The following is a 14,953-nucleotide window of genomic DNA, read 5'->3' as shown; positions in this document are numbered from 1 at the left end:
ACATTCTTATGGCATATGTGCAAGGCACATGCTACTCCCTGCTGACTCGTTCAAGCAGCGCGTCGCCGCGGCTATTCACCCTGACATAGGCAAAGCGGGCGGTCTGTTCCGCGGCGGCCCCTGTTCCTTCTGGAATAAAGTATGATTCGATGCCATAGTAGATATTTTGCCAGCCGCTCACTCTTCCTTTGATGAGCACTTCATGATCGGCCAGCTGTTCTCTCTCTTCGTAGATACGGTCGAAGACGTACACGCCGCTGTTATCCGGACGGAGCACGACCTTGATCCGGCTGAGGCCCGGCCGTGCTTCGAGCTCGGCTGCGACAGCTTGCGGAGGAGTGGAGATCGTGTAGTTCAGCGTAATATAATCGCCCTGCAGCATGGACCTTGGATCGAGCGGTTCGATCTGCAGCTTGATTGCCGTCCCGTTCGAAAGCAGCAATTCGCTGGCGGCAGCGTGATGACCGATATAGCCAAGCTGCAGGACGATAACCATTGCGATAAGAACAGGGCTCTTTCGAAGTATGCCGCCGAATTTGTTCGTTTCCTCCGGTACGCTTGCACGCGTCCGATAGGCGAACACATAAGTGACCGTAATGATAATCAGACCGAGCAGCGCGAGCGTAACCGATTTGTGAAGCAGCGTCCACAGCAGATCATAGTACTTAAAGGCAATGTAGACGAACCAGAAAACCAGGCTTATCACGCTCTCGAATGCCAAGCTGCGGCGGACGAACACAAAGACTAAGCCGGTAACCATAATAAAGTTGAATATATTAAATATGAGATTCGAATGCGGGTAAATATCCTCCATAAACGTCAGCCAGAATAGGAACAGCAGGGTGAAAAACAGCCCGCCCTCCCACAAGTGCCGCCTGGATGTCCGGTTGCGTAGCAGGAAACGGCATACCAGGATGACGGCATTCAGAATCGTTAATAGGAACACGGTATAGGTGGCCGCATGCTGCGCGTCTCCTAACAGCTGGAACAGCAGAATTGCTGCGTTAATATTCAGAAGCAGATAGGTAAAAAGGTGCTGAGCCCTTCCCTGCAGCCGGAACCATCCGGCGATCGTCACGATGAGGAACAGCAGCGATAAGCCGGCCTGATCCATCCAGGCGATGGAAACCATACCCGCGGCGAATCCGATCGTCAGCAGCGTATAACGGATGACGTTGTTTGCTTTTTTGATCAGAACGACGGGGATGATAAACAGCAAGGAAAAGACAAACAGCGTATATTGAGGCTCGATGTCTCCTGAAGCCGCCATGACAAGACCTACTAGAGAAATACTGCCGATCAGTATGCCGATCACGGTAACGATCGTGGATACCGCTTTTCCGATAACCGCGCTTTTCTGAATATCCGGCTCTTCGTCAACAGCCTCTCCCCCGGCATTCCCGCCGCCCTGGTTCAATCGGTTCAAATACCGGAAAAACAGTACATTTCCCGTAAGGAGCAAGGCAACGAATAACAGCCCGAAGCTGAAGAACGTTGTAGAAGCATGCTCGGACATCAGCCTGACGAATTTCGCAACCGCATAGGCGGAAGCCGCAAGCGCGTGCAGCGTAAGCATCGATCGGTCCAAACGGACTTTGGCAAAATAATAAAAACCGATCGCGATCGAGGCGACGCAGGCGACATTGGTCCATACGTTGTAAGCAGCGTGCTCGAAAGCGTTCGATAAGATGAGCAGGGAGCCGTGAAAGACGATGAAGCTCATCGCTTTCAGAGGATAGGACTTCAGCCATTTGATCTCCGTCAGAGCCAGCAATACGAGATTTATGAAGGCGAACAAGCCGCCAATAAGAAGAAGCTGTCCGTCCGTATATCTGACATAGAGCGAAGTAGGATAGAACAACTGCCATAATGTCAGATGCACAAGCACATAGGCGAGGATATAGAACACTTGATTTCGGGTGATCAGAGCGAATAACAACGCCGGCACGGACCAAACCAGAAACAGCTCGAACGTGTCCGCTTGCGAATGGTAAATTTGATGTAAGAGAGCGACCGCCGCTCCGAACGATATACAGCCACCGACGAGCAGGCTCGCGGATAGAAACGAATGATGCCCCAGCATCATCTTCATTTTTGAGAAAAAATAGGCTGCCCCGTAGAACAGGACAAGAATGCCGGCAGCTGAGAGAATCTTGTCCGCACGCCCCATTCCGCTCCAGTTGGCCGCAAAAAAGTAAATGATTGCCGCAAGCAGCAGGGAAACGCCCATCAGAAATCCGACACGCGTCACATTTAATCGGACCATCGTCTTCACATGCCTTTCATGTTGGTATGTCTGTATTATAATGACCGCTTTGACGTGCAGCTAGTACTCACTTTTTGTAGTACCGCCCCTCCTTGGAGAGGGTGTGGAATACGATGCTATTAAAAAAATAAAACGAGGGTGTTTTTTGGTTTCAACCGTACTTGAATATTTCGTGAACGGTGGAGTTACAATATTCCATAGGCAATTTATCATGCCAAGCGTTACAGAAAAGATGTATATATGGAGGAATAAGAAAATGGAAGATTTTCGTGAGAGTGAAATTCCACAGGTTGAAATCCCAGAAATTGAGGAGAGGGAACTTCCGGAGTTTGAACGCTCGACTCCGCACCCGGATGATGGGAATACTCAAGCCTAATGAATAAGTCGCAAGCTATAGGAAAAGAAGATCAGGCCAAAGAAGATCCTGATAAATACAGCGAAGCAAACGAATTCAATCACGAACGCAATCAAGTAACCAAAGCGCAAAAACAAATGGCGTCACAAGAGACAACGGGAGTACTTGATCACGAATAGATCGATCCGAAATGTATAACGATGAAACGCCAGACAACGGATTAAATAACCGTCGAGCTGGCGTTTTAATTTTTGCGATTTTTGCGATCGCATGAAGGAAGCGGAGGGCGGCGCGATGAAGACGATTTTGCGGCTGCTCGTGAAGCTAACTAGAGGTGCAGCCACCAGACACCTGCGCATTCGGGTACCTGAAGCAGTTTCTGCTGCACCACCCGGTCCGCGAGCTCGTCGCCGAAGAAGAAACGGGTGAGCTGCTCGGACTGCGCGGCGTTGTCGAAGCGGTAATCCGTACGAATCCATTTGTGCGAGAAGCCATATTGTTCCGTGAGCGCCGAATAGTACGGCTTCAGGAAGGCCGGCGGGTGCGGCGTCTCATACCCTGTTCCCATCGTCTCGAAAATAATGACGGTCCCGCCAGGTCGCAGCACCCGTTTGATTTCCCCGATAACCTCCCTGATGTTCCGCTCCCAGTCAGCCAGACTGGAATCGCCCAAATAACAGATGCTCCAGCCCGATACGATCAGATCCGCGCTTTGATCAGCCAAAGGCAGCCGCCGATGGTCGGCGGCTATCGTACTCCAATTCGTCAGTCCGGCTTCCTTTAATCCCGCAGCCGTCACTTCCAGCATGGCCTCCGATGCATCCAGAGCGATAATGGATTTCGCTTGGGGCGCCAGAACGGCAGTCAGTCTGCCCGAGCCTGCGCCAAGGTCAACGATGTCGAGCCCGCGGAAGGGGCGCAGCTCATCGATGCACTCACGCAAATCCGGCTGCTTCGAGATCAATTGATGATAGCGCTCCGCTTCATTTTTATAAATGGCATTATGATCCGGCATGCTTCTTCCTCCTTCGTCCAGTAGATACAGGTTTATCGTAAAGGTTGACGCGGCGTGAAGGTCAAGGTGTATTATCGATAGAAACATCGATAGAAACGATGATGAAACGGGGGATGAAGAGCACTTTTATCTTCGATTCCCGTGTTTCATCGTTTTTTTATATGCAAAGTGTAGGTTTAGCAGTAGGAATTATGTGGGTAATGGCAAAATCGTAAAAGAAACAAACTCAGGGAATACACGTTAAAAACTGTCCATCGGGCGCCCACGCCTTCGACACTTCCTCAGCGGGCGGCCGGATCTGGCCTCGCATGCATGAGTATATCGACGAGGAAGGGCGTTAACGCTTTTCCGTGAAAGAGAAGTTCTCTATAATGGAGGGATGGAAGAGCTGTCCTATGAAAAGGAGTGGGGAAAAGATGACGATGCAAACGATTAGATGGGGAATTCTTGGACCCGGCGGGATTTCATCTACATTTGCCAAGGATTTGGCTTATGCCGAAGGCGCCGAGCTGATAGCGGTCGGCGGCAGAAATCTTGAGAAGGCTGAGCGCTTTGCCAAGGAATATAACATTCCGCGAGCCTATGGTTCAGTTGCGGAGTTGGCTGGAGATGGAGATGTCGAGATCGTTTATGTCGGCACTCTCCATCCGGCGCATAAGGAAAACGTGCTTGACTTGCTGCGCGCAGGGAAAGCCGTCATTTGCGAGAAGCCGTTCTGTATGAATGCGGCGGAAGCGGAAGAAATGATTGCCTTGGCGAAAGGGAACCGTCTCTTTCTGATGGAAGCGATGTGGACGCGGTTCCTGCCTCCTATTCGCCAGGTCAGGGAATGGCTCGCTGACGGGAAAATCGGCGAGGTGCGGATGTTGAAGGCTGACTTCGGCTTTAATATCGGATGGGCGCCGAACAGCCGCTTGCTGGACCCTGCGCTTGGCGGCGGGGCGCTGCTGGATGCCGGTATTTATCCGATCTCCTTCGCTTCGATGATATTCGGCGGGCAGCCGGCCAAAATTATGAGCAGCGCAAGGATTGGCGAGACTGGCGTCGATGAGCAATTCTCCCTGTTGTTCGAATACGAGGGAGGCCGTACGGCTGCTTTGAATGGAGCCGTTCAGCTTGGCATGGTAAGCGATGCGTATATTTACGGTACGAAAGGACATATTCATGTCCCGAACTTCCTGTTCGGCAAGTCGGCATCGCTTCATATCGCGAATGAAGAACCTGTTACGTTTGTGGATGATCGCCAACCGAAGGGATATGCCTTTGAAGCGGAGGAAGCGATGGCTTGTTTGCGCGAGGGTAGAACGGAAAGCGCCATTATGCCGCTCGATGAGACGCTGGACATCATGGCGACGCTTGACGCGATCCGGAAGCAGTGGGGTCTGCGCTACCCGGCGGACCAATAAGAACAGACTGATCTACCCGGTTAGATTCGACCGATCTAATCGCTATCTGTTTAGTAGTATGTACCCGCAATTATTTTAAATCAGAGGGCTGTCCCGGTTGACTACTGGGGCAGCCCCTTTTGACGTTCTCTGGCAGCGTTGGATGGTGCAGCCCGATTCGATTAAACGATGAGCCTCACGCAGGCTGGCTGCATGAATCGGCGACATCCGCTTTGCCAGCGTCGTGCGCAGCTTACCGGCGTCAATGCGATTGGCGATCTCGTTTAGCAGCTTATGCTGCTCGATCATATCATCCGTCTCGTACATCGCCCTCGTAAACATGAGCTCCCAGACGAACGTTATGCTTTTATTCTTGGTCGATCGGCGAGCTCATCTCGACAATGGAGCAAATTTTGCCCTGCGGCGCGATCACTTGAGCCATATTGGACCAGTGCTGCTCGGTCTGATTCAGACAGAAGATGTAGTCGACGGAAGCGAAGCCGATTGCTTGCAGCTGCGGCAAAAACGGCTCATGGTGGTTAATCGTATGAGCGGCGCCAACTCGCGGACCCACGTCGCAGACGACTCTCTGGATGCGGTGCCGATGACGGTCAAGCCCGCCGCGCTTGCAAGCTGGGAGCCGACGCCGCCGGCCGCGCCGATGAAGGCTGTCCGGTTGAATATACATTAGACGTCATTGGAGGGAAGTGGAAAGGCGTGATTCTCAATCATCTCATCGACGGGACCAAACGCTTTAACGAGTTCCGAAAACGATGTCCCGCAATCACGCAGAGGATGCTTACCCTGCAGTTGAGGGAGCTGGAAAGCGACGGCATCGTTCATCGTAAGATTTATCAGCAGGTTCCCCCCAAGGTCGAGTATTCCCTGACGGAATTTGGCCGGACGTTAAAGCCGATCATTCTCCAGATGAAGCAGTGGGGTGAAACGTATAAGAATAAGCCGATCCCGCGAGCAAGCGCCGATCAAACGGAGTAGAGCGGACCGCTCTCCCGCAGGTTGCGGATGACGGCATTGCTGGCCGGTTGGTTTATATTTTTCATTGCGAGCAAAAGAGAACCGACAACCGGAGGAAATGCCGGCGTTGCAAGTAGGTATCGTTTGTTGTTGTTTATGTTGGTAAGAAGGCCGCTTACCGTCCGGTGAAAATAAGGACTGTTAGCGACGCTGCCGATGAACGCGACAGGCACCTCTTCGCTGCTGAAGGAGGCTGCGATTAACTCGATGCCGACCTTCACTTGGTCAATCGCCCGGGTGCAGACGCGTATTGCCGCAGAACTGCCTAGCTCGGCAGCTTGTGTCAGGATCGGGGCGAAGCTGCCGAAATGTCTGTCGCGTTCCCGCCGGTCCACCTCAAAACCTTGCTTAGCCATTGTCCCAAGCTCGCCCAGCGTATGTACCTTCCAGTGCCCCAGCATCGCATGTACCAGCTCTGTATCCGATTCTTCGAAGTTGCCGGCCAGAATCTCATAAACGGCATCATAAGCAATAAACCGGGCGGCACTGGCGGCATAATGGTGAAAATCATAATTGCGGATAAGTTCGCCGTCTTCCGTTATCCCGACGATGATCGAGCCTGTTCCCGCAATGACGACGATGCCGGGTTGACCAAGCAGTGCGCCGGCATGGGCGGATACGGCATCGTTGACATGCCATTGCGGACAGGTTAGGCCGGGAAGCTCCGTTAACGGCCGGATCCAATCCAGATCGGACGGCTGATCATAGCCCGCAATTCCGGCTGCGAGTCCCAGCACCTGGCTGCCTGCACAGTCTGCCTGGCGCAGAGCGTCGTCAATCGCGCCCCGCACATTTTGCGCAGCCTGCTTATCCTTATGAATAGACGCTGCGCCTCGCTCAATGTATGCAAGCACTTTTCCTTCCAAATCGCTGACGATAACGCGGGTATGCGTCCCGCCGCCGTCTATTCCAATAACTAGCTGCTTCGAGCTCATGTGTATCCTCCCTAATCGCGATATAGCAACTATTTTACCTTATAAGCTCAAGTCGTTGGGGGAAAATCATCCAGATATGTCCTACTTATTTGCTTTATAACATGGCGAATACGAGCAGCTTAGGGATGAGTGGGTTCTGCTGCACGAAATTCACAGTAGGCGCGCCCTTCAATGTTACAGCCTGATTTTAGTGTAATGGGAACCCTTGAATCGGCCAACAATCGCCATACGAGCGAAATGAACGGCACTTTTACCTTAGAATCGGCCAACAATCGCCATACGAGCGAAATGAACGGCACTTTTTCCTTAGAATCGGCCAACAATCGCCAAACGAGCGAAATGAACGGCACTTTTACCTTAGAATCGCCCAACAATCGCCATACGAGCGGAATGAACGGCACTTTTACCTTAGAATCGGCCAACAATCGCCAAACGAGCGAAATGAACGGCACTTTTACCGTTGAACCGCCCAACAATCACCATACGGGCGAAATGAACGGCACTTTTACCTTAGAATCGCCCAACAATCGCCAAACGAGCGAAATGAACGGCACTTTTACTTTAGAATCGCCTAACAATCACCATACGGGCGAAATGAACGGCACTTTTACCTTAGAATCGGCCAACAATCGCCATACGAGCGAAATGAACGGCACTTTTGCCGTTGAACCGCCCAACAATCGCCATACGAGCGGAATGAATGTCACTATTCATCCCAACAAAAAAGCTGTCCCCAGGTTAATAACCTTGGAACAGCCTTTTCGCGTGAAGCTTCACACGGTTACGACCTCAATGCTTCGTTGATGTAGCGGTACAACTGGCCGTTCAGGCCAAACTGAAGCGGGTTGTCGGGGTTTTCGGTATGAAAACGCTCTGCGGACTGGACAATCCCCGCATCTCCGCCGCTGAATACGTCGAATACGGCCTTCCACCGCGCGGCCAGCGCGATGACGGACGGGTCGTTGGCAGACGTACCTGCATCCAGTTTCCCTTGAAGCTCGGCCAGCAGCGACATCCAGTCCTGCTCGTACTGCTTCTGCTGTTCGGGACTGGTCTGCCGATGAATGTCTTCAATCGATTTTCTTTGCTCCTGCGTAAAATAGTTTTCTGCGCTCATCGTAATCACCTCAATGGTTTTAATAAACTGCTCTGTCGTGACGTTCCGCTTATCCTTCAGCAGCTGCTGCAGCTGCTGAAGGCGGCTCCGCAGCTCCTCTTGCAGCCGGATATGCTCGTTCAGCTTCTCTAACTGCAGGCGGACAACCTCCTCCGGGTTAAACTGCGGGCTTTCTATGAAACGTTTGATCTCATCCAAGGCAAAGCCCAACTGCTTAAGCGACACAATCTGCTGCAGCTTGGCGATGTCCTGATCCGAATAAAGCCGGTGTCCGGCCTCGGTATAAGTTGAAGGGCACAACAGCCCCTTTTGATCGTAATGATGCAGAGCACGGACCGTCAGTCCGGTGCTCGCCGCCAATTCTCCGATTTTCCAGTCTTTCTTCCGAATGACCATCCCCTCATTTCGCGCGTGTTGTTTTTACCGGTAACCCTACTATAATTCCTGACGCAGCGTCAGATGCAACTGATTTTTTTTACAAAAAACTCAGCTGTTTACATTCCGTTTAAACAAAGAACGTAAAGTAGAGAACGTGGCAGAGAGAATAAAGATATAGGAGTGAAGCATGATGTCCAATAAAAACAGTAAAGTCCGGCGCTTCATCGGACTGATGATGGAAACCAATCCGCCGAAGGCTGTCATGTCCATCGCAGTTATTCTAAGCGTCGTAACGACGCTCGTCAGCTTGACGATCCCATTGTTCACCAAAAACCTCGTCAACGGCTTCTCCTTCGACTCGCTTGGCGCAGGACAGATCATCGGGATGGCTGCCGCCTTCATCGCACAGGCTGTGTCCGGCGGCGTATCCGTCTACCTGCTCCATTACGGCGGCAATAAGATCGTATCGTCCATTCGCGAGCGGCTGTGGAGCAAGCTGCTGCGTCTGCCGGTGCCTTATTACGACAACAAATCATCGGGTGATACGATAAGCCGGCTCACGAATGATACGGTTGTGCTGAAGAGTCTCATTACGGAGCATGTGACGGGCTTTTTTACCGGTATCCTATCGATCGTCGGCGCCTTGTGCATCCTATTCTATATGAACTGGCAGATGACGCTCATCATGCTGATCGTTTTCCCGGTTGCCGCCCTTATTATGGTGCCGATCGGCCGCAAAATGTACCTCATCTCCAAATCGACGCAGGAGGAGAACGCACGCTTCACCTCGGTTGTGAATCGCGTTGTCTCCGAGATCCGGCTCGTGAAGGCGTCGGGCTCCGAGCCGGCGGAATATGAGCAAGGGCAGACCGGCATTCGTAACCTGTTCAGCTTCGGCCTGAAGGAAGCGAGGATGCAAGCGCTCATCTCGCCTATCGTTTCATTTGTTATTTTGCTGCTGCTCGTAGGCTTGATCGGGTTCGGCGGGGTGCAGGTGTCATCGGGCGCAATGACCGCGGGCGAGCTGGTTGCTTTTATTATGTACCTCTTTCAGATCATGCTGCCGATTACGCAAATTTCGCAGTTTTTCACTCAGTTCCAGAAGGCGATGGGCGCGACCGAGAGCATTATTGGTATTATAGAGTCGGAAGAGGAAATTCAGGACAAGGGGCAAGCGGTGAACGCAATCGATCAGACGCTGAAGGTGGAGCATGTGTCGTTCGCCTATAAACCGGAGGAGCCGATCCTGAACGATGTAAGCTTAACGATTGAAGCGGGCAAGGTTACGGCTCTCGTAGGCCCTAGCGGAAGCGGCAAGACGACGCTGTTCGCCCTGCTCGAACGGTTCTATGATCCGACCTCCGGATCGATCAAGCTGGGCCCGATGGATATTCGCGACGCCTCGCTCCGTACCTGGCGCAGACAGATCGGCTATGTGTCGCAGGAAAGCCCGATTATCGCAGGTACGATCAAAGAAAATCTTTGTTATGGCCTCGACCGGGAAGCCAGCCGGGAGGAAATCGAGCAGGCCGCGCGGATGGCTTATGCCGACGTTTTTATTAAAGCGCTGCCGGACGGCTACGGCACCGAGGTTGGCGAGCGCGGCATCAAGCTGTCCGGCGGCCAGCGGCAGCGTATCGCGATCGCAAGAGCGCTGCTGCGCGATCCGCATCTCTTGATGCTGGATGAAGCGACGTCGAATTTGGACAGCAAGTCGGAGGAAGTCGTACAGGACGCGTTGAAAAATTTAATGGCCGGAAGAACGACAGTCGTCATTGCCCATCGTTTGTCGACGGTCGTCGATGCCGATTCGATCGTATTCCTGGACAAGGGCGTCATTACCGGCGTCGGAACGCATGAGCAGCTGTACGCCAGCCATGCGATGTATCGCGAATTCGCGAACGGCCAGCTGCGGCTGAACCAAACCGCTTAGTATAACTGTCGGGAAGTGAGGAGAAGCGATGGGGCACGTTCTAGTTGTAGATGATGATCCGCATATCCGGGAGCTGGTGCGCGTTATTTTGCAGAAGGAAGGACTCAGCGTGAAGGAGGCGGAGGATGGCGCGGCGGCGCTGGAGCAGATGGAATCCTCGCCTGCGGATATGGTCATTCTGGACATTATGATGCCGCACATGGACGGCTGGGAGCTGTGCCGGGAGCTTCGCAAGCACTATGACATTCCGCTGCTCATGCTCACGGCCAAAGGCGAGATGGCCGATAAGGTGCGCGGCTTCAACCTGGGAACAGACGATTACCTGGTGAAGCCCTTCGATCCGGCGGAGCTGACCGTTCGGGTAAGGGCGCTGATGAAGCGTTACCGCATCGCGGTTTCCCAGCAGGTATCGTCAGGAGAGCTTCAATTGGACCGGCAGACGTATGAGGTGAAGATTCGCGAAGAGCAGCTGACGCTGCCTCCGAAGGAGTTCGAGCTGCTGTTCATGCTCGCAGGCAATCTCGGCCGGACGTTAACGAGAAACCAGCTGATCGAAGCGATCTGGGGGTATGATTTTGACGGTAATGAAAGGACGCTTGATGTGCATATCAACCGGCTGCGCGAGAAGTTTGTCGCATGGGACGTTACGGTCAAGATCAGCACGATCCGCGGGCTCGGCTACCGGCTGGAGGCTTTAAAATGAAGCGAAAGTCGTTGAAGCGGAAAGGATCGAACCGGCAAATGCCGAACCGGAAATTGTCTAAAAAAGCGGTCGCGCTGCGCATGGCAGGCTCAATCGTCATGATGCTTGCGGTAAGCGGCGCGGCTTTCTCGATCGGTTATCTTTTGTCGCGGTGGTATTATAAGAGTCATGAAGTGGATTGGCCGGATTTCATGGTGCAGTTTATTAACTGGTATCTCGGGATTCTGATTATCCTGTTGATGATTGCAGCCGTCACGATCATGTCCCACTCGAAGCAGAAGGCCTTCTGGGCCGAGATGATAGGCTCCATGAGAAGAATCGCCAAAGGCGATTTTAACGTGGTCATCGACAGCGAGAACAAAACGCGCGGGCAATTCGGCTATTTGGTTCAGTCCATTAACGATATGACACGGGAGCTGAAGCAGATGGAGCAGCTAAGGCAGGAGTTTATTTCGAACGTGTCGCATGAAATCCAGTCGCCGCTGACCTCGATTCGCGGATTTGCGAATACGCTGCAGCGCGAGGATTTAAGTCCGGAGGAGCGGAAGCACTATTTGTCGATTATTGAGAAGGAGACGCTGAGGCTTTCCAAAATAAGCGATAACCTGCTCAAGCTCACCTCGCTGGAATCGGAGGAGCAGCAGCCGGATGCGAGGCGCTACCGGCTTGACTTGCAACTGGAGAGCATCGTGCTGGCATGCGAGCCGCAGTGGCTGGACAAGGAGCTGGAGCTGGAGTTCGCGCTGCCGGAGACGGAGATCGTCGCAAGCGAAGAGCTGCTCAGCCAGGTGTGGGTTAATCTGATTCATAACGCGATCAAGTTTACGCCCGCGCGCGGTAGCGTAAAAGTTCTGTTGCAACGGTTGGGCAATGATATTTCTGTGCGTATCGAAGACACGGGAATCGGAATTCCTCAGGAGGACCTGCCGCGCATATTCGAGCGCTTCTACAAAAGCGACAAGCAGCGCACCAGGACGGCGGAAGGCAGCGGGCTGGGTCTGTCGATCGTGAAGAAAATCGTCGAGCTGCATCATGGGGGCATTCGGATCGACAGCCGTCCGGGCGAGGGCTCGGTATTTGAGGTGTCGCTGCCGGCGGAGCGACTGCCGCAGCCCGTCGACGTTTTGCCTGAAAGGCCGAACAAGTCGCAAAAGTAGCTTATTTCTTCACAAATAATATAAAATCGCAAGTGAAGCATGAGCGTATGCTTGATTAACGGTTTTATTTTGCATAAGAAAAGGGGTTGAGTGATTTGGCAGTGACGCTTGTCGTTATATTGGCTGTCGTATTAGCCGTTTATTTCGTTATCGCCTATTATCCTGCATTCGGTTCGGCGCCGTCGAAAGCGAAGAGGCGGCGGCTCAGCGCCTCGAAGCAATACGATCCCGGTAACGGAAAATTCGTCAACGCTATCCCTACCTCGATGGATATGCCGCTTCGCGAGACCTTCAAGACCGTCGTGCAGATGATAAAAGGCAATCCGAACGGCCGGCCCCGGGCGGAATTGATTCCGGAGCGTGTTTATTTATCCGCCTTGAAGCGGGATGCTGCGAGCAAGCCCGCGGTGACATGGTTCGGCCATTCGGCAGCCATGCTGCAGCTGGACGGGAAGACGCTGCTGCTGGACCCGATGTTCGGGCGGGCTCCGTCCCCTTTTCCAATCATCGGGGGAAAAAGATACAGCAAGCAGCTTCCCATTGAGCTGGATCAGCTGTCGGCGATCGATGCCGTGATTCTGTCGCATGATCATTATGACCATCTCGATTACGGCTCGATTTTGAAGCTGAAGGATAAAGTGAAACGGTTTATTGTGCCGCTCGGCGTTGGCCCGCATCTGGAGCGCTGGGGAATCGCCCCTTCACGAATTGAGGAGCATGACTGGTGGGATGAGCTTGAGTATGAAGGACTGCGGCTGGCCTGTACGCCGGCAAGGCATTTCTCGGGAAGAAGCGTTACGGACCGGAATGCGACGCTGTGGTGCTCGTGGGTCATACAGGGGCGGGAGGCGAAGGTTTTCTTCAGCGGCGACAGCGGCTACGGGCCCCATTTCAAGGAAATCGGCAGCAAGTACGGGCCGTTTGATCTGACCTTGATGGAATGCGGGCAATACGATGAACGCTGGGCTGCCATTCATATGATGCCGGAGGAAACGGTGCAGGCTCATCTCGATGTGCGCGGCAAGGTGATGGTGCCGATCCATTGGGGAGCATTCACGCTGGCGCTGCATGACTGGAACGATCCGGTCGAGCGCGTTGTCGCAGCAGCCAAGCGGTTGAATGCAGCCGTGTCGACGCCGAGAATCGGCGAGGCGGTACCGATTGGCGGGACCTCGTATCCGACGACCGCTTGGTGGAGGAAGCAAGAAATGTTGCGAGGGCAAAGCTAATAATGAACGATTTTATTAAATTATGGAAACTTTTTCACTCCTGTTGCGTCAATGTTTGTGAAAAGGAGTGTGAACGATAAAAATGGGACTAAAAAGAGGTTTAACGATTAATCGCTCCAAGTTCATGAAGATGATTACGGCCGGGTTGCTGCTTTTCTCTGCCGGAGCCGGATTTCAAGGAAATCAAGTGAGTGCCAAAGCTTCAGAGGCTGTGTATCTGCTTGATGATATTAGACAAATGGAAGGCAGCTATGCTCTGGATGGGAACGGAATTCTGTGGGAATTGAATGTCAAGACTTATACCGCGGCGGCTGTCATGGATCACGTAAAGGATTTTTCGGGAAACGGGTCCCTCATCAAGGCGGATGGCAGCGTTTGGACCAAGAACGGCCCGGCTTATCATCAGGAGGAAGGGCTGCCTGCGTCCAAAGACGTGGAGGGCAATTATGTTATCGATACACTTGGAGATGTGTGGTCGGTTACGGAGAAGAAGAAAATGCCGGCTTTGAAAAACATCGTTAAGCTGGATGACGGAGAATATGACGCAGCGCTCGATAAGGACGGGAATGTTTGGGTTTGGGGCAATGACCCTCATGCCTGGAAAACAGATAACCCGAATGAAACATTCGGTCCAGCGTTATTTTTTAAAAATATACGTCATTTGCAGGGCGGAATAGCCATCGATCATGATTGGAAGGTCATTAACATTTGGAGAGAAATATATATTGGATATGCATCACCGGGCAATGTGATTGGAACGAATATCGACCTCTCGCCGTTCTCGAAGCGGATAAAGGATGTCTTCGTCCATAGTGTATCGGATGTTACCAGTCATTCATACGTTCTGATGACGGACGGAACCGTGTGGACATGGGGAGAGGATGAAACGGGCGGCCTCAAGCCGATTAAAGGGCTCTCAGGCGTTATCGCAATCACAGGCACAGGAACCGGGGGTACCGCACTGTACAATAACGGTTATGTTTCCTCATGGTTAGGCTCCCCAAAGATAACGGACAAAGATAAGCAGGCCAAAGAATACTCGGTAACGCCACAACGAATAACAGCGTCTATCGGTGTCCGGGTTAATGGCGAGATAAAAGTGCTGCCCTCCCAACCGCAGATGATCAATAACCGGGTATATATCCCCGTTCGCGGTTTATTTGAATCACTGGGCGGAACGGTCGGCTATGCGAACGATATTGTGAAGATAAGCTATAACAACCATCAAACGGAGCTGAAGGTTTGGAGTACGGAGGCGCAAATTGACGGTAAAAAGGTGATGTTGGACGCCCCGGCTCAAATCGTGAACGGGCGTACGATGGTACCGGTGCGATTTGTCGGTCAGTCCCTCGGCGCCGATGTGAAGTGGGACGCAGCAAATCGTTTCGTAGAGCTTACGTTTGCGGAGCCGAAGGCGTAATAGGGGCAGAGTCTGCCCCTTTTTC

The 14,953-nt window shown here is 52.7% G+C and carries 13 protein-coding genes and 1 pseudogene; 9 read left to right on the top strand and 5 right to left on the bottom strand.

Annotated features, from left to right (window positions below; genetic code table 11):
* Positions 1-31 precede the first annotated feature (31 nt).
* The gene (locus H581_RS0101710; RefSeq protein ID WP_281169507.1) at positions 32-2,302 is read right to left on the bottom strand and encodes a GDYXXLXY domain-containing protein; all 2,271 of its coding nucleotides are present in this window, start codon (positions 2,300-2,302) and stop codon (positions 32-34) included.
* A gap of 339 nt (positions 2,303-2,641) precedes the next feature.
* Here H581_RS0101710 and H581_RS38275 point away from each other — a divergent pair, with 339 nt between their 5' ends.
* The gene (locus H581_RS38275) at positions 2,642-2,800 is read left to right on the top strand and encodes a hypothetical protein (protein WP_169507394.1); all 159 of its coding nucleotides are present in this window, start codon (positions 2,642-2,644) and stop codon (positions 2,798-2,800) included.
* Positions 2,801-2,949: 149 nt separating this feature from the next.
* Here the strand turns inward: H581_RS38275 and H581_RS0101695 are convergent, their stop codons facing one another.
* On the bottom strand, positions 2,950-3,636 hold the full coding sequence (locus H581_RS0101695; RefSeq protein ID WP_028608495.1) for a class I SAM-dependent methyltransferase: 687 nt from the start codon (positions 3,634-3,636) through the stop codon (positions 2,950-2,952).
* A gap of 416 nt (positions 3,637-4,052) precedes the next feature.
* Between H581_RS0101695 and H581_RS0101690 the strand changes: the two genes are divergently transcribed.
* Positions 4,053-5,042, top strand: a complete 990-nt coding sequence (locus tag H581_RS0101690) for a Gfo/Idh/MocA family protein (protein WP_028608494.1) — start codon at positions 4,053-4,055, stop codon at positions 5,040-5,042.
* A 75-nt stretch (positions 5,043-5,117) separates the two neighbouring features.
* Here the strand turns inward: H581_RS0101690 and H581_RS36850 are convergent.
* Positions 5,118-5,684 (bottom strand): annotated as a pseudogene (locus H581_RS36850) (zinc-binding dehydrogenase); the annotation flags it as partial.
* On the opposite strand from H581_RS36850, the gene H581_RS0101670 reads away from it, so the two are divergent.
* Entirely contained in the window at positions 5,655-6,017 is a 363-nt protein-coding gene (locus H581_RS0101670; protein WP_028608492.1) for a winged helix-turn-helix transcriptional regulator, read from the top strand. The pseudogene H581_RS36850 and the gene H581_RS0101670 sit on opposite strands and share 30 nt — an antisense overlap.
* On the opposite strand, the gene H581_RS0101665 is transcribed toward H581_RS0101670, so the two are convergent.
* Positions 6,005-6,991 (bottom strand): N-acetylglucosamine kinase, encoded by a 987-nt coding sequence (locus H581_RS0101665; protein WP_036717394.1) that lies wholly within the window; start codon positions 6,989-6,991, stop codon positions 6,005-6,007. The genes H581_RS0101670 and H581_RS0101665 overlap by 13 nt on opposite strands.
* 171 nt (positions 6,992-7,162) lie before the next feature.
* Between H581_RS0101665 and H581_RS0101660 the strand changes: the two genes are divergently transcribed.
* Positions 7,163-7,795 carry a hypothetical protein gene (locus H581_RS0101660; protein ID WP_028608490.1) on the top strand — a complete coding sequence of 211 codons (633 nt, stop codon included), beginning with the start codon at positions 7,163-7,165 and terminating at the stop codon, positions 7,793-7,795.
* Here the strand turns inward: H581_RS0101660 and H581_RS32725 are convergent.
* Positions 7,773-8,504, bottom strand: coding sequence for a MerR family transcriptional regulator (locus H581_RS32725; RefSeq protein WP_051250383.1), 732 nt, complete (start codon positions 8,502-8,504; stop codon positions 7,773-7,775). The two genes, H581_RS0101660 and H581_RS32725, sit on opposite strands and share 23 nt — an antisense overlap.
* 169 nt (positions 8,505-8,673) lie before the next feature.
* Here H581_RS32725 and H581_RS0101650 point away from each other — a divergent pair, with 169 nt between their 5' ends.
* The 5 genes from H581_RS0101650 to H581_RS0101630 all read left to right on the top strand — a co-directional run bounded on the left by H581_RS0101650 (position 8,674) and on the right by H581_RS0101630 (position 14,928).
* On the top strand, positions 8,674-10,419 hold the full coding sequence (locus H581_RS0101650; protein ID WP_028608489.1) for an ABC transporter ATP-binding protein: 1,746 nt from the start codon (positions 8,674-8,676) through the stop codon (positions 10,417-10,419).
* A gap of 28 nt (positions 10,420-10,447) precedes the next feature.
* Positions 10,448-11,122 carry a response regulator transcription factor gene (locus H581_RS0101645; protein WP_028608488.1) on the top strand — a complete coding sequence of 225 codons (675 nt, stop codon included), beginning with the start codon at positions 10,448-10,450 and terminating at the stop codon, positions 11,120-11,122.
* Entirely contained in the window at positions 11,119-12,279 is a 1,161-nt protein-coding gene (locus H581_RS32720; protein ID WP_051250382.1) for a sensor histidine kinase, read from the top strand. The genes H581_RS0101645 and H581_RS32720 overlap by 4 nt, the downstream gene beginning before the upstream one ends.
* 266 nt (positions 12,280-12,545) lie before the next feature.
* Positions 12,546-13,508 carry an MBL fold metallo-hydrolase gene (locus H581_RS0101635; RefSeq protein WP_084134423.1) on the top strand — a complete coding sequence of 321 codons (963 nt, stop codon included), beginning with the start codon at positions 12,546-12,548 and terminating at the stop codon, positions 13,506-13,508.
* An 82-nt stretch (positions 13,509-13,590) separates the two neighbouring features.
* Complete coding sequence (locus H581_RS0101630) at positions 13,591-14,928, top strand: stalk domain-containing protein (RefSeq protein ID WP_028608486.1); 1,338 nt, start codon at positions 13,591-13,593, stop codon at positions 14,926-14,928.
* Positions 14,929-14,953: the final 25 nt, after the last annotated feature.

Source organism: Paenibacillus harenae DSM 16969 (genome assembly GCF_000422465.1).
Classification (GTDB): Bacteria; Bacillota; Bacilli; order Paenibacillales; family Paenibacillaceae; genus Pristimantibacillus; species Pristimantibacillus harenae.
This window is presented reverse-complemented; position numbering and strand designations above follow the sequence as displayed.

Excerpts from the sequence above, each read along its gene's own strand:
- H581_RS38275 (WP_169507394.1), top strand. The coding sequence starts at position 2,642 with ATGAATAAGTCGCAAGCTATAGGAAAAGAAGATCAGGCCAAAGAAGAT.
- H581_RS0101695 (WP_028608495.1), bottom strand. The coding sequence starts at position 3,636 with ATGCCGGATCATAATGCCATTTATAAAAATGAAGCGGAGCGCTATCAT.
- H581_RS0101690 (WP_028608494.1), top strand. The coding sequence starts at position 4,053 with ATGACGATGCAAACGATTAGATGGGGAATTCTTGGACCCGGCGGGATT.
- H581_RS0101665 (WP_036717394.1), bottom strand. The coding sequence starts at position 6,991 with ATGAGCTCGAAGCAGCTAGTTATTGGAATAGACGGCGGCGGGACGCAT.
- H581_RS0101660 (WP_028608490.1), top strand. The coding sequence starts at position 7,163 with ATGTTACAGCCTGATTTTAGTGTAATGGGAACCCTTGAATCGGCCAAC.
- H581_RS32725 (WP_051250383.1), bottom strand. The coding sequence starts at position 8,504 with ATGGTCATTCGGAAGAAAGACTGGAAAATCGGAGAATTGGCGGCGAGC.
- H581_RS0101650 (WP_028608489.1), top strand. The coding sequence starts at position 8,674 with ATGATGTCCAATAAAAACAGTAAAGTCCGGCGCTTCATCGGACTGATG.
- H581_RS0101645 (WP_028608488.1), top strand. The coding sequence starts at position 10,448 with ATGGGGCACGTTCTAGTTGTAGATGATGATCCGCATATCCGGGAGCTG.
- H581_RS32720 (WP_051250382.1), top strand. The coding sequence starts at position 11,119 with ATGAAGCGAAAGTCGTTGAAGCGGAAAGGATCGAACCGGCAAATGCCG.
- H581_RS0101635 (WP_084134423.1), top strand. The coding sequence starts at position 12,546 with ATGGATATGCCGCTTCGCGAGACCTTCAAGACCGTCGTGCAGATGATA.
- H581_RS0101630 (WP_028608486.1), top strand. The coding sequence starts at position 13,591 with ATGGGACTAAAAAGAGGTTTAACGATTAATCGCTCCAAGTTCATGAAG.